Source organism: Candidatus Amarolinea aalborgensis, assembly GCF_900491745.1.
In the GTDB taxonomy this organism is placed as follows: Bacteria; Chloroflexota; Anaerolineae; order SSC4; family Amarolineaceae; genus Amarolinea; species Amarolinea aalborgensis.
In genome coordinates, this window is the sequence record NZ_UETR01000002.1 from 321,732 (window position 1) to 334,863 (window position 13,132).

The window sequence follows — 13,132 nt, forward strand, 5'->3', positions numbered from 1 at the left end:
TCTAGAGTTTCTCCAGCGCCCGCACCACGTTGCCTGGCAGGCGACCTTGTGTGACATAACGCAGAAAGGCCAACACACGGTGGCCGGCGACGCCGGCTGCGGCTGCGCGTCGCAGCGCGGTCTGCGTGATACGATAGCGGAAATCAGGCTGGCTGGCTTCCCACTGCGTGAAGCGCGCCACTCGAAAGCGATCGAACGCCGGCGCGCTATGCGGCACGGAGACGCTGAAATCGGCCTCCACGCGAATCGGCGCGGGCGGCGGCGGCGCCTGGGTCAGCGGTTGTTGGCGAATCCAGGCCGCGCCCTGGCTCGTGATGCGCAGGCTGTCGGCTGATTGGTGCGCGCCGCCGCGCGGGCCGATGTCCACGGCGCCGAGCCAGTGCAGCGGGCCGCCAACCAGGAAACGCAGCAGCGCGCCTTCGACGTCATTCCAATGATCGAATCCAAGCAGGTAGCCCGGCTCATCCACGCGGCGGATGTACCAGGTGGTGTAGATGCCATCGCTGCGTTGAAAATCGGGGTCATGACGGTGTAGGGCAGCCGCCAAATCCTCGGCTCGATGCCATTCGCCAGGACGCACAGCAGCCAGATCAGCGAGCAGACGCCGCCGCGTGGCAACTGGATCGTTGCGCCAGCCGCTGCCCTCACAGCGCAGCTCAGGCACGCGGCGCAGGTCGTCCCATTCGGTAGATTGCAGCCACGCCTGCCAGAGGGCATGAGCCTGTTCGGGCGCAGGCAATTGCAGCCAACTGCGCACGGGGGCAGCCAGCAGGCGCAGGCGTCCGCCGGCCGCACGCCACCAGCCCAGCTCGCGTCCCAAGTCGAGCAGGAAGCTGAGCCGATCGCTGCCTGCCCCGATCTCCGCGCCTGCGAGTGCAGCCTCGTGCTCGGGCGCCAGCAACTGCTGGTTGACGGCCGCCAGTTCAGCGGCCTGCCAACGTCCGTCTGGAGATAGGATCACCTCGCTGTTTTGTACAAACGCCAGCAAGGTGCCAGCATCCAGCGCCAGCCGGTAGCTGCTGAGATGCACGATGCTTGGCGCGGGCGCCGCCGGCAGTTGAAGCTGCGCCGCAATCGCAGCGGGCGCCGCGGGCAGCCACGGCAGCACGTCGCTTGGCACGAAAATGAAGTCGCCGGTCTCGCCCTCCACCGTGGCAAAGGCGCGGCCAATCAAGCCTCGATACCAAAGCACCTCGGCCGGATTGAGGGGCGCGGTCCACGGTTGTTCACGCGCCAGCCAGGATGGCCCACCCTGGCGCACATCGCCGGCCAGGCGCGCAAACGCGGGCGCAGTCATCGCGCCGCCCGCGGTCACAAGCGCAGACAGCATCGCGCGCGCAGCGTCTGGCAGCTGTTCCACGGCATCCACGATTGAACCGGGATCAGCCAAGGCTGCGCTCAGCTCAACGGCCAGCGCAGATGGCGTCGTCGCCGACAGGTCCACCCCGCGCACGTTGGCAATTGCGCGCAGGAGCGGCGGCGGATAATCGGTGAAGGTTTGGGCCAGGGTTAGCATCTATCGGCTGTCATGCGTCCTTGTTGTCGCCACGCAGTCTTTGTGTTCTGTTCAATCGCCCGGCATCGGCCTATTTTGTATGCCAGGTTGCTTGGCAAATGCGGCCATTGGCATTACAATAGAACGAACCAGAGGGGTATTATAGCAGATCAATGATGCCGTGAGGAATCAACATGAATCAGACCAACGATCGCGGCGGCCTGCTGGCCGAGCTGCTCAAGCAATTGAATCTTGTATGGAAACTACTCCTGGATGCGCGCGTGCCGGCCTCCACGAAATTGCTCCTGCCTTTGATGGCTCTCGCCTATGTCATTTTTCCCATTGACCTGATACCCGATGTCCTGCCGGTCCTTGGGCAGTTGGATGATCTGGCCATTGTCCTGCTCGCGGTACGGTTGTTCGTCATGCTGGCGCCGCCGGACGTGGTCGCGTTCCACCGGGGCGAGACGCCCGCTGGCCGCGCAGCGCCGGGCGAATCTGCCAGTGCGCCAGGCAGCGGCGCCGGGGCCACGGGCCGTGTCGTGGATGGCACCTACCGCGTGGTGGACAAGTAGCATGAGCGATCTGACTGCCGACGCCGGCCTGTCGACCGATCTGCCAGCAGCGCCCGCCACGGACGCTGAGGATATGAGCATTCTGGCCGCGGAGCCAGAAGCCGCGGTCATGGCTGTTGCGGCCAGTCTGCGCAGCCTGGCCGACGCGCAGCGCGCCATTTTGAACGGCCAGCAAGCCAACCGTGACCTGATCGGCGTGGTGGTTCAGGATAACTTCAACCTGAAGGCGGAAAACCAGCGCCTGCGCGACCGCATGTTGTCGCTGGAACGGGACTTGACAGAACTACGACGTCGTGACGAGGCGCGACGCGAAGGCGCTGAGGCGCGTCTGCAGGCGGCCGAGGCCGCGGTCAACACGCTGCTGGAGCAGGTGCAGCGTCTGCAGGCGCAGGTGCGCACGTTGACCGCGGCGCGGGCGGCGCCGGTTGAACGATCAAAGGGATTATGGGCGAGGCTGCTGGGCGACTGAGCGACTGCAGCCTTAACTGAGCGCCAGCTCGCTGACCGCCTCGCCGACCAGGTCGTACTCCAGTGCGCTGTTGATACGCACGGGCAGCATGGCGCCAACCCGGTGCGCGCCGGGCACGAGCGCCAGTCCATCCACTTCGGGCGCGTCGCGGTAGCTGCGCCCCACGCTGTAGCCGTTGTCGAATCCTTCGATCAGCACGTCCAAGACACGCCCCACCTGCGCCTGGTTGCGCGCGAGAGAGATGGGCTGTTGGGCTTCCAGCAGGCGCTGTCGCCGCTCCTCTTTGACTTCCGCTGGCGCCTGGTTTGGCATGGCAAAGGCCGGCGTGCCTGGCTCCGCGCTAAAGGTGAAGGCGCCAAGCTTGTCGAACTGCACCTCACGCACAAAGTCCAGCAAACCCTGAAATTCGGCTTCAGTCTCGCCGGGAAAACCGACGATGAAGGTGGACCGCAGGGCCAGATCGGGCAGGGCGCTGCGCAGCTTGCCCACCGTCTTCGTCACCCAGGCCGTGCTGCTGGGGCGGCGCATCCGGCTGAGGGTATCAGGATGGCCGTGCTGCAATGGCATGTCCAGGTAGGGCACAATCTGGCGTTGGCTGGCCATCACTTCGATCAGCTCATCGCTGACGTGTCCGGGGTAGGCGTACATCAAGCGCAGCCAACGCAGGCCTGGCGCGCGCTCGCAGATGGCGCTCATCAGCGCAGGCAGGCGATTGGGTTCGCCGCGGTCGCGGCCATAGTCAGTGGAATCCTGGGCAATGATGATCAATTCTTGGGCGCCGCTTGCCACCAGGGACTGCGCTTCGTTGACGATGCCTTCGAAGGGACGGCTGCGCAGCTTACCCTTGAAGGTGGGAATGGAGCAGAAGGCGCACGGGGCATTGCAGCCATCGGATATCTTGAGATAGGCGCTGCCGGCCACGACGCCGGGCCGCGGCGTCGCGTCGGGCTGCGGGATTTCAGGATCGCCGATTAACTCGTAGCGCCCCTGGCCGCGGCGCGCACGACCGCCGCGCAGCGTCTCCACCATCTGCACGATTTCCATCCAACGCCGCGTGCCGAGAAGTCCGTCCACGCGTGGCACTCGACGCACGATCTCCTCGCCGTTGCGCTGCGCCAGGCAGCCCGCCGCGATCAACACCTGGTCGTGACGCTTGTGCTTGCCCAGGTGGCGCAGGGTGGCGATAGATTCCTCTTTGGCTGCTTCGAGAAAGCCGCAGGTATTGACAATCAACACATCGGCCTCCTCTGGCTCAGCCGTCGAGCCGAAGCCGCGCTGCAGCATCAACATCGCCATGCCTTCGCTGTCCACCTGGTTCTTGGGGCAGCCGAGCGTCAGCAAATAATAAGTCAGCCCGCGAGACGCGGGCTGCGGTCGGTGCGATCGAGACAAGGTTGTTGCCCTCAAATTTGTATCAAAAATCACTGCCCGTGACGGTTGGGGTCGGGCCACGGCTTGGGGTGTTCGTGGGAGCGGGGGGCGTCGTGGTCAGCGAGGCTGCGGTTGGCGGGAGCACGGTGGGGGTTCCCGTCTTGTTCTTGTCGCTGCCGCACACCCGCGTCACCAGACCATTGGCCAAAGTCCAACTGCACTCTTCGATGACGCCGAGAGCGCCGAGCGTCCCCTGCGCTTCACCGTTGACGGTGACTTCAATCCCGCCCGCGTTGCCTGTGCGCAGAATCAGTGAGTTCAGCGCGGTCCAGCGCTCCTCGTTGCCGACTTCCAGCACTTTTTCCAGGACAACCTGCCCATCGCTGGTCACACGTATCCAGGCGCGCTGCACCGCACGCGCGACCACGGCCATTTCAGAGGCGACCGGCGTCGGCGTTGCGCTGGGCGCCTCCGTAGACGCCGGCAGCGGCGTGGGAGTAGGCGTCGGCAGCAGGAAAATGCTCTGCGTGGGCGTGGCCGTAATGCGAAAAATGCCGGTGGTGGGCGTAGCAGAAACCGTGTTCGCTGCGGCGGTGGCGGTGCTGGTTGGAGTTGCCGTGGCAGGTGGGGCAAAGAGGCCAGTGATCAGCTGCGGGTTGGCGCGCCATGCCCAGGCGCCCAGCGCCACCGCCACCAGCGCAATGCCGATGATCAGACCGATGCTCAGCCAGCGCACATTCAGCGGCGACTGGTTGTGCAGGTCGAACTCGATGGGGCGATAGTCCACCGCGCGCGGGCCCATTGTTTGTTCGGCGGCCTTGGCAATTTGGGCCGCCTGGCTTTGGGGTTGGCCGAGGCGCTGAATGGCGTCTTCGGCATTCAGCCCCAGGTAGACGGCATAGTTGCGGAGGAAGCCACGCGTGGGTACATCACCGGGCAGATCTTCCTGCGAGCCCGATTCCAGGGCCGCGATGTATTTTTGCCGAATGCGTGTGGCCTCTTCGACTTGGGATAGACTTAATCCCTTGGCTTCGCGAGCTTCGCGGAGCCACTGGCCCAGTTCGATCATCCCAGTGTCTTCCTTCGTCCTTGTTCTTCTGCGCGCATAACCTCACATGTCCTCGCGTCTTGACGCAAAGTGCGACCGTACCGTGACTATACCCGGCCCCCATAGGTTTGTCAAATGCCCCGCGGCCCGGGTTTCCCCAGATAACCGCGCCAGGCCGTGATGACGCGCTTGCCGAAATGAGATCTTACCATTAAGATAGTGTGCACTGCCGAGATAGGAATCCAGAGCCGTTTGTTTTCATTCTGGGCCGAGGTTGATCCGTGCGCCGATCTACTGTCAAGCGCCTTGAGCGCACCATGCTGCTCCTCATGTTCCTGGTGTTGGCGCTGTCCACCTGGCTTTCCTGGCACGGCAGCGCCGATGGGTTCGCATGGCCCTGGGACGACGCCGCGCGTGTCCCGCGCCAGCGCCCAGTGCGCGCGGTCAGCGGCAAGACGGTCGGCATCATCGCCGGCCACATGGGTTACGATTCTGGCGCCGTGTGCGAAGACGGCTTGCAGGAAACCCAAATTACCCAGGCCGTGGCGCGTTTGCTGGCCGAACGGCTCACGCAAGCAGGCGCCACGGTGGAAGTGCTGGCGGAAAAAGATGCGCGCCTGCACGGCTACCGGGCCGATGCCCTGATCTCACTTCATGCCGACTCCTGCATTGACGCCAGCGGCTACAAAGCGGCTCGCTCCGACCGCAGCACCCAACCGCTGCTGGAAGATAAGTTCCTGCGCTGCCTTTATCGCGCGTACGGCGAAAAAAGCGGCCTGTCCCAGCACCTCAACTCCATCAGCCACGATATGACGCAATACTACGCTTTCAACCAGATTGATCCCGCGACACCCGCGGTGATCCTGGAGCTTGGCTTCATCGGCGGCGACCGCCAGGTCCTGACCACGCGCCAGGATCGCCTGGCCTGGGGCGTCAGCGAAGGCATCCTCTGCTTTCTGGCAGATTAGCGGCCATGGCGCCTGCCCGCGCACCCAATTCCTGGCGCACTCGCGCGCGCGTGTCTGATGTCGTGAAGCTATAACGCAGCAAGAGCCGTCGCGGTTTCAATCCGACCGAATCTCCGTTAGGGCTGCGCCAGCAAAACGCGCAGGATCAGGCCATGCACCATCTGTTCCACAGGCGCCAGATCATCGCGCCAGGGGGAGACCGCCGAGGCATGCGCCAGGCGCACGCGTCCCTGCGCGCGCCGCACCATCTCAATCAGGAGAGGATGCGTCAGGCGCGCGGTGTTGCTCTCCCAATCGGTCAGCGTGGCTGGCTGTTGGCTGGCGATGACCAGGCTGTTCCCCAGCAGCGCGCCGTTGTCTGGCTCATCAATGACCAGCACGCTGGGGAAGACGGCCAGCAGCGTGTTGGTCAGCGCGCTCACCAGGCGATCATCGCCGGCCGCGCGCGCGACATTGATGGCAACGACACCCCTGGGGGTCAGATGGCTGCGGACGGTCGTGAAGAACTCCACAGTTGTCAGATGGAAAGGAATGTAGGGCGGACGGTAGGCGTCTACGGCGATCACATCGTAGCGTGCGGCGCTGTGTTCCAGAAAATAGCGGCCATCTTGGGCCACCGCGTGCAGGTTGGGCTGGTTCATGCCAAACCAGCGCCGCCCCACAGCAATCACGGCCGGGTCAAGCTCCACGCCATCTATCGGCAGCGGCCCGTAGACCTGCGTGTACAGGCTGGAGATGGTGCCGCCGGCCAGGCCGATCAGCGCCATGCGCTGCACTGCCTCTGGCGGCCGCGGCGCTGGGCTGAAGAAAGGCGCCAGCAGGAAGTAGTCCCAGATGCCATCGGCCAGGCCCTGCGCGGCAGGACGGAAGACTGAATGAATCCCCTGGCCTTCGTTCAATTTCAGGAGCACCTCGCCGCGGCCCTGCAGCACCTGGATATAGTTGTAGGCTGACTCGGTTTCATAGAGAAGATTGGCCTGCGGCTTGATGGCGCCGGGATTTTGCAGCGCCAGCGCCAAAATCAGCAGCCACAGGCTGACGTAGGCCCAGGGCGGGCGATGCCTGGCCTGCCAAAGCCCCGCGATCGCCAGGCCGAGCAGCAGCAAACTCAGCGCTAAGAAGGTGCGTCGCGTGCCGAGGTTCGGAATCAGCACGAGCACAGCCCCAAAGGTGCCGCTGATGCTGCCCAGGGTGGCGAGGGCTGAGAGGCGGCCGGCGGTCTGGCCGCTGTGCTGCACGTCAGCCAGGGACAGGCGCACGGCGAACGGGGTCACGCAGCCGAGCAAGGTCACCGGGACGGCGAAAAGAGCCAGGACGCCGAGGAAGGAACCGAGCAGCAGCGCCACGTCGTAGGCGGCGAATCCGGCGGCAGCCAGCGCCAACAGCGGGCGGCTGACCACAGGGATCAAGCCTACGGCGCCGGCGCCCCAGGCTGTCAAACGGAAGAGGGTTTCCGCGTGCGGGGAGCGATCAGCCAACCGCCCCCCAAGCCAGGCGCCGGCCGCCAGGTAGAGCAGGATCAGGCCGATCAGATTGGCCCACACGATCAGCGAATTGCCAAACCAGGGGTCGAGCAGCCGCGCGCCGGCCAGCTCAACGCCCAGGGTGACGAGGCCGGCCGTAAAAACCAGCAGGTTGAGGAAACGCGTGGATGGTGTCATCAAGCCGCATTGTACCTGGATTTGGCAGGCGTGTAAAACCGCGGCCAGAGGAGAAGGGCGTCCTCCAATTAGACCAAACGTTCTATTTGTGGTATCATTGTGCACCATGCCGCGCTGCAACCGCCGCGTTGCCAAACCCACGTTTTGTGAAAGCAAAGGAGCACACACATGTACGTTGTCACTGAGTACCCGGACGGGATATTCTGTTGGATTGACCTGACGACGCCCGACCAGCAGGGCGCCAAGGCGTTTTACGCCGGTCTTTTTGGCTGGCAAACCGAAGACCGGCCAACCGGGATGGGGTCCATGATGTACACGATGCTGATGATGGACGGCTATAGTGTGGCTGGCCTCGGCCCGATGAGGCCAGAAATGCAGGCCCAAGGAATACCGGCCTTCTGGACCGCCTACATCAAGAGCAGCGATGTGGACGCCGCCGCGGCCCGCGTGGCGGAGGCCGGCGGCGTGGTGATGATGCCGCCGATGGATGTGATGACCCAGGGGCGCATGATGCTGGCGCAAGACCCGACCGGCGCGATGATTGGCATTTGGCAGCCGCGCGATCACACCGGTTCACAGCTCGTGAACATGCCAAACACGCTGGTGTGGACCGAGCTGCAGACGCGCAACCCCGCGCAGGCCACGGCGTTCTATGCGCACGTGTTTGGCTGGACAGACACGACCGATGAGACCGGCTACACTGTCTTTGCGCAGAACGGGCGCCAGCAAGCCGGTATGATGAAAATGGACGAAAACTGGGGCAACGTGCCACCCAACTGGGCGCTCTACTTCATGGTTTCTGACCTCGCGGCCATAGTCGCCGCGGCGCAGACGTTGGGCGGGCGGGTGGTCGTGCCGCCGACGCCGGCCGGGGCCATGGGCCACTTTGCCGTGCTGCAGGACCCACATGGCGGCGTGTTCAATGTTATGCAGATTGACCCTGCCTACGTGGATGCGCCGCCGGGGGCCGAAACCAGCGTAAACTAAGGAGCTGCTGATGGCTGTGAATCAGGACTTGGTGAGGCGCATGCGCGCACACCTGGGGCCGACGCCGGGTCTATTCGAGAAAGCGATGTTCGGCGGAGTTGGCTTCATCCTCCACGGCAACATGGCAGTTGGGGCGTATGGGCAAGACCTCATCGTGCGTGTTGGTCCGCTGCAGGCCGCCGACGCGCTGGCGCAGCCGGACGTGCGGGTCTTCGATATTACCGGCCGGCCAATGAAGGGCTGGATTATGGTGGGACCGGCGGGTTATGCGTCCGATGACGCGCTGGCGGCGTGGATTGCGCAAGGCATTACGTTCGCCCAGTCGTTGCCGCCCAAATAGAACCACCGCACCATCGTTGCTGGCGCGAGAAACCCTCTCAAGATCACGGCAGATTTTGAGAGGGTTTTTGTTGGGGTTCTTTCCCGATGGTGTAACGTTTCATGGGGTGGCCTGGACTGAATTCCGTCTTCACCCTTCAAACACGGAGGTTTCAATGTTCGATTTCACCGACCAGGTTGTCCTGGTCACTGGCGGCAGCGGCAACCTGGGCAGCGCCGCGGTGCGGGCTTTTTGGGCGGCCGGTGCACAGCTAATTGTGCCCGATCGTAGCGTGGGGCGACTGGCAGGGCAGTTCCCGGCCCTGGCGCAGTCGGGCGATCATTTTCTGGCCGATGGCGTGGACGTAACGCAGCCGGCCGACATGGCCGCGCTGGTGGAGGAGATCAAGCGCCGCTTTGGCCGCCTGGATGTGCTGGCCAACACGGTCGGCGGCTATAAGGCCGGCGCGCCCGTACACCTGACGCCGTTGGACGTGTGGAGCGATATGCTCAACCTCAATGCGCGTTCGGTCTTCGTCACCAGCCAGGCGGTGATTCCTCTGATGCTGGCGCAGGGCAGCGGCCGCATCATTCACACCTCGGCGCGCGCGGCGCTGGCCGGCGGCGCCAATGCGGCCGCGTACAGCGCGTCCAAGAGTGCGGTTGTGCGCCTGGTGGAAAGCATGGCTGCTGAGTTGAAGGATGCCGGCATCACGGTTAACTGCATCTTACCCGGCACGATTGACACCGCGGACAATCGCCAGGCCTCGCCAAGCGCGGACTTTAGCCGCTGGGTCGCGCCGCAGGCCATTGCCGATGTGATCCTTTTCCTGGCTTCCAGCGCGGCGCGCGCGGTGAGCGGCGCCGCGATTCCTGTCTATGGAAGGAGTTGAGCCGTTCATGACGATGCCATTTTTGCAAACGCAAGCGAACTGGCGAGAGACGCTGACCAGCCTGCACCGGGCGGCGCGCGTCCTGGCGACGGTGCATCGGCTGGCGCGAGAACCGCTGCCCAATTACCTGGAGCTGGCGTTGAACGTCACGCCGACGGGGCTGGCCGCGGCACGGCTTCCACGCGGCGGGCAGGCCGCGCTCGATTTTGCGCAGCCGGCGCTGGTCTACACACCGGCCCAGGGCGATGCGCAAACGTTTCCGCTGCGGGGCCACAGCCAGGCCAGTCTGTTCACCGCGTTTTTTGGCGCGCTGCGCACGGCTGACCTGGCTGACGTGCTGCCGGCCGGCGAGGATGTCAGTCAGGCTGTGCTGGCGGCGTTGGCCACGCGCGGACGACGCAAGACGCCTGCGCTCGAGACGCTGCTCGACGCCGCGCCGCTGGTCGTCGCGCCCCAGGCCGCGGCCGATTATGCGGTAATTGTTTACAGCCTGTTTACGGCCCTGGCACGCTTCCGCGCACGCCTGTCTGGTCTCATGACGCCGCTGGTCATGTGGGCTGAGCATTTCGACCTCTCTATGCTCTGGTTTCCCGGCGGCCAGGCCGATGAATGGCAGCCGCATCTCAACTTCGGTTTTGCGCCTTACAGTCCTGGGATCGAGGCGCCGTACTTGTACGCCTATGCCTATCCTTATCCGCCGCGCTTCGATCCGCCGCGCCTACCTGCGGGCGCGGCCTGGCACACGGCGGGGTGGACAGGTGTGGTCATGCCGTACGCGGTGATCGCCGCGCAGGCCGATGCCGAGGGTTTCGTCGAAGCGAGCTGCGCAGCCATCTTCGACGCGCTGCGGCCCTTGATTGGAGGCGATGGCGCGTGAGGCGCGCGGGGGTGAAACGGCGCCTTGGCGTTGGGGTTTGGCGGCTGCACGGAAATATCGTTTGACAGAAGCAAGGGGTTGGGTGTAAACTGACGACAGCGATAGAGCCATGGACCGTGCTTGCCGGTGTTCAGTCGAGGGGACTGCGAACGCCGAGCGGGCCTTTGTTGAGGACGTGGGTATAGATCATCGTGGTTTTCACGTCCTTGTGGCCGAGTAGTTCCTGGACAGTAATGTCTTTGACGCGTAGCTCAACGCATTCTGACACGCGCATGCCGGTGCCGTAGAGAAGTTGCGCCATTAGCCTTTGTACGCCAGACATTTTGTCCAGTATGCGGCGGACTTCGTCTTTGGAGAGGACGGTGGGCAGATGCTCAGGCTTCCTGGCGCGGACGGCATCAACGCTCAGGTCTAGCGGTTGCTGCAGGACATGGCGATAGAGAAAGAGCAGGGCGCTGAGCGCTTGATTCTGCGTTGAACCGCCGCCGCTCGGCCTTTGGTACAACCTCCGGCTTCGGAGTGCTCACTCCTGTGCTTACACGCAGGTCGTCATGACTGGCCTGATTGATCTTTTCGTCTGACATGTACAACTCCCCCCTGTCTGAATTGTACACTAATTTCGACCGTTCAACTGTCTCAGCCTTCATTGGCACAGTCGGTTCCGCCGGCGGCTTGGCGTCAAGACTGGGTGGTGGACTGCCGTTCGGTGGGACGAGGGCAGACGGCGCTCAAGTATCTGGCGCCATACATCTTCCGTGTGGCGCTGAGCAATAAGCGCATTGTCAACGTGGAGGATGGCAAGGTGACGTTCACGTATCGGGAAGGTGACACGGGGCGCCGGCGCATCAGCACCGTAACGGCTGAGGAGTTCATTCGACGTTTCCTGCAGCACGTTCTGCCCAAGGGCTTCGTGAAAGTGCGCTACTACGGTCTCCTGGCGCCAGGGAATCGCCATCGGTTGCGGCAGGTGCAGGCGCTGTTGGGGGCGCAGGCTCAGCCAGGGTTGCCGTCAGCGACTTCAGAACAAAGCACGGAGCAGATAACCCAAGACCATTCCGTGCTTTGTCCGCGCTGCGGTCAGCCCATGCAGGTTGTGCAGAGCATCCGCCCAACCGCCCAGCGACCTGTTCTGCCCGTGCCAGCAAGCGCCAGGCCCGCGCAGAGCTCCTCACCGTAATCCTACAGGGCTTGATATAGTGCAAACGCAGCGTTGATGAATGTGGTGGACTGTCTGTGCGAGCGCCTGCGCGGGCGCCTTGTGTTTGACGCGCCCATCAGGCGCACCTGTGCACTCGCCGAATCCGACACGTAGGCTGCTGGTGCTCGCAACCGGCCCCGGCAGATTGTCAAAGTTGCCAAAAAAAGGACTTGATATTTCTCTCGCCGTGGTGTAAAATCATGTCAGGCGTGTTTGCCGCTTCGTTGTGCACAGGATAGGCACGCAAGTCGGCTCTCAAATTCCATATCCCACGTTTTCCGGACGGCTCAGTTCAAGTGGCGCCAGAACAGCGCTGGCGCCGGGTTATGCGGCGGCTCGACCGTTACGGGAAATGCGCTGCTGTCTGACTTGCCACCGCATAACCCATATTCCGTTGTTAGGCGCCATAGAAATTTCGGATATTTGAGATGAACCCGACTATTATCCTTATTGGCCCGATTGGCGCTGGCAAAACCACTGTGGGCCAATTGTTGGCAGAAAAATTGGGTTTGCACTTCTGTTCGATTGATACTGTTCGCAAGGCTTATTATCAGAAAGTTGGTTATGATGACATTTTAGCCTCACAGATTGCTGCTTCCTCTCAGGGCCTCCAGGGCGTCTTACGCTACAGCAAGCCTTTTGAAGCCCAAATGGTCGAGCAGGTCTTGGCAAATCATGATGGCGTCATTGATTTTGGGGCCAGCAACTCCGTATACGATGACAAAGATCTCTTCGCTCGAGTTGAAAATACGCTCGCGCCCTACCCCAATGTGATACTGCTTCTCCCATCGCCGAGCGCAGACGAGTCATTGGAAATCCTGAATAACCGACTAACACTGACGCTGACCGCAGCGGGGAGAGAGTTTACCAATGAATTATTCGAGTTGAACAAATACTTTATTGAGCATCCTTCGAATCATCGATTGGCAAAACGAGCCATCTACACCAAATACAAAACGCCTAAAAATATTTGTGATGAAATTGTGCAAGGTCTGGCATAACGGACCTCAGTTATTCTACAGGCCACCGAATTTAAGCGCCTAACACGGCGTGAAGTGGACGGTGGGGATTCGGGCGCGATTTGGCGATCCCTGCGCCGGGTGTAGAATTCTAACCAGGCAGACTACCTGTCCACCCCACCGCCACTTACGCTGGCCGTTAGGCAGCCCATCCAACAACGCGAGTCAACCACCAGGAAGACGCACGACTTGCCGTCAAAGTCAACACGCGACGCTTCGTTTTCCTCCAAACTGTGATACAATGACACCATCA

The 13,132-nt window shown here is 62.8% G+C and carries 14 protein-coding genes and 1 pseudogene; 9 read left to right on the forward strand and 6 right to left on the reverse strand.

What is annotated here, in order from left to right; genetic code table 11:
• Position 1: 1 nt before the first annotated feature.
• Positions 2 to 1,516 (reverse strand): hypothetical protein, encoded by a 1,515-nt coding sequence (locus ACPQ6D_RS04220; RefSeq protein ID WP_423223047.1) that lies wholly within the window; start codon positions 1,514 to 1,516, stop codon positions 2 to 4.
• 173 nt (positions 1,517 to 1,689) lie between these two features.
• Here ACPQ6D_RS04220 and ACPQ6D_RS04225 point away from each other — a divergent pair, with 173 nt between their 5' ends.
• Positions 1,690 to 2,070 carry a YkvA family protein gene (locus ACPQ6D_RS04225; protein WP_423223048.1) on the forward strand — a complete coding sequence of 127 codons (381 nt, stop codon included), beginning with the start codon at positions 1,690 to 1,692 and terminating at the stop codon, positions 2,068 to 2,070.
• A 1-nt stretch (position 2,071) separates the two neighbouring features.
• Positions 2,072 to 2,539: a hypothetical protein gene (locus ACPQ6D_RS04230; protein WP_423223049.1), complete on the forward strand. Its 468-nt coding sequence runs from the start codon at positions 2,072 to 2,074 to the stop codon at positions 2,537 to 2,539.
• A gap of 12 nt (positions 2,540 to 2,551) precedes the next feature.
• Here ACPQ6D_RS04230 and rimO read toward each other — a convergent pair whose 3' ends face one another.
• The 3 genes and pseudogenes from rimO to ACPQ6D_RS04245 all read right to left on the reverse strand — a co-directional run.
• The gene (gene rimO / locus ACPQ6D_RS04235; RefSeq protein ID WP_423223050.1) at positions 2,552 to 3,931 is read right to left on the reverse strand and encodes a 30S ribosomal protein S12 methylthiotransferase RimO; all 1,380 of its coding nucleotides are present in this window, start codon (positions 3,929 to 3,931) and stop codon (positions 2,552 to 2,554) included.
• A gap of 22 nt (positions 3,932 to 3,953) precedes the next feature.
• The gene (locus ACPQ6D_RS04240) at positions 3,954 to 4,712 is read right to left on the reverse strand and encodes a DUF4115 domain-containing protein (RefSeq protein WP_423223157.1); all 759 of its coding nucleotides are present in this window, start codon (positions 4,710 to 4,712) and stop codon (positions 3,954 to 3,956) included.
• Positions 4,713 to 4,781: 69 nt separating this feature from the next.
• Positions 4,782 to 4,979, reverse strand: a pseudogene (locus ACPQ6D_RS04245) (helix-turn-helix domain-containing protein); the annotation flags it as partial.
• 260 nt (positions 4,980 to 5,239) lie between these two features.
• Between ACPQ6D_RS04245 and ACPQ6D_RS04250 the strand changes: the two are divergent.
• A complete protein-coding gene (locus tag ACPQ6D_RS04250) occupies positions 5,240 to 5,926 on the forward strand; it encodes an N-acetylmuramoyl-L-alanine amidase (RefSeq protein WP_423223051.1) in 687 nt (228 codons plus the stop codon).
• Between the two features lie 116 nt (positions 5,927 to 6,042).
• Here ACPQ6D_RS04250 and ACPQ6D_RS04255 read toward each other — a convergent pair whose 3' ends face one another.
• Complete coding sequence (locus ACPQ6D_RS04255; RefSeq protein WP_423223052.1) at positions 6,043 to 7,587, reverse strand: spermidine synthase; 1,545 nt, start codon at positions 7,585 to 7,587, stop codon at positions 6,043 to 6,045.
• Between the two features lie 168 nt (positions 7,588 to 7,755).
• Here ACPQ6D_RS04255 and ACPQ6D_RS04260 point away from each other — a divergent pair, with 168 nt between their 5' ends.
• The 4 genes from ACPQ6D_RS04260 to ACPQ6D_RS04275 all read left to right on the forward strand — a co-directional run bounded on the left by ACPQ6D_RS04260 (position 7,756) and on the right by ACPQ6D_RS04275 (position 10,662).
• A complete protein-coding gene (locus ACPQ6D_RS04260) occupies positions 7,756 to 8,574 on the forward strand; it encodes a VOC family protein (RefSeq protein WP_423223053.1) in 819 nt (272 codons plus the stop codon).
• Positions 8,575 to 8,584: 10 nt separating this feature from the next.
• Positions 8,585 to 8,914: a TfoX/Sxy family protein gene (locus ACPQ6D_RS04265; protein ID WP_423223054.1), complete on the forward strand. Its 330-nt coding sequence runs from the start codon at positions 8,585 to 8,587 to the stop codon at positions 8,912 to 8,914.
• Positions 8,915 to 9,068: 154 nt separating this feature from the next.
• Positions 9,069 to 9,785, forward strand: a complete 717-nt coding sequence (locus tag ACPQ6D_RS04270; RefSeq protein WP_423223055.1) for an SDR family NAD(P)-dependent oxidoreductase — start codon at positions 9,069 to 9,071, stop codon at positions 9,783 to 9,785.
• 7 nt (positions 9,786 to 9,792) lie between these two features.
• On the forward strand, positions 9,793 to 10,662 hold the full coding sequence (locus tag ACPQ6D_RS04275; protein ID WP_423223056.1) for a DUF5996 family protein: 870 nt from the start codon (positions 9,793 to 9,795) through the stop codon (positions 10,660 to 10,662).
• Between the two features lie 130 nt (positions 10,663 to 10,792).
• On the opposite strand, the gene ACPQ6D_RS04280 is transcribed toward ACPQ6D_RS04275, so the two are convergent.
• Positions 10,793 to 11,167, reverse strand: coding sequence for a tyrosine-type recombinase/integrase (locus tag ACPQ6D_RS04280; protein ID WP_423223057.1), 375 nt, complete (start codon positions 11,165 to 11,167; stop codon positions 10,793 to 10,795).
• 126 nt (positions 11,168 to 11,293) lie between these two features.
• On the opposite strand from ACPQ6D_RS04280, the gene ACPQ6D_RS04285 reads away from it, so the two are divergent.
• Positions 11,294 to 11,839 carry an IS91 family transposase gene (locus ACPQ6D_RS04285; protein WP_423223158.1) on the forward strand — a complete coding sequence of 182 codons (546 nt, stop codon included), beginning with the start codon at positions 11,294 to 11,296 and terminating at the stop codon, positions 11,837 to 11,839.
• 449 nt (positions 11,840 to 12,288) lie between these two features.
• The gene (locus ACPQ6D_RS04290; protein WP_423223058.1) at positions 12,289 to 12,861 is read left to right on the forward strand and encodes a shikimate kinase; all 573 of its coding nucleotides are present in this window, start codon (positions 12,289 to 12,291) and stop codon (positions 12,859 to 12,861) included.
• Positions 12,862 to 13,132 lie beyond the last annotated feature (271 nt).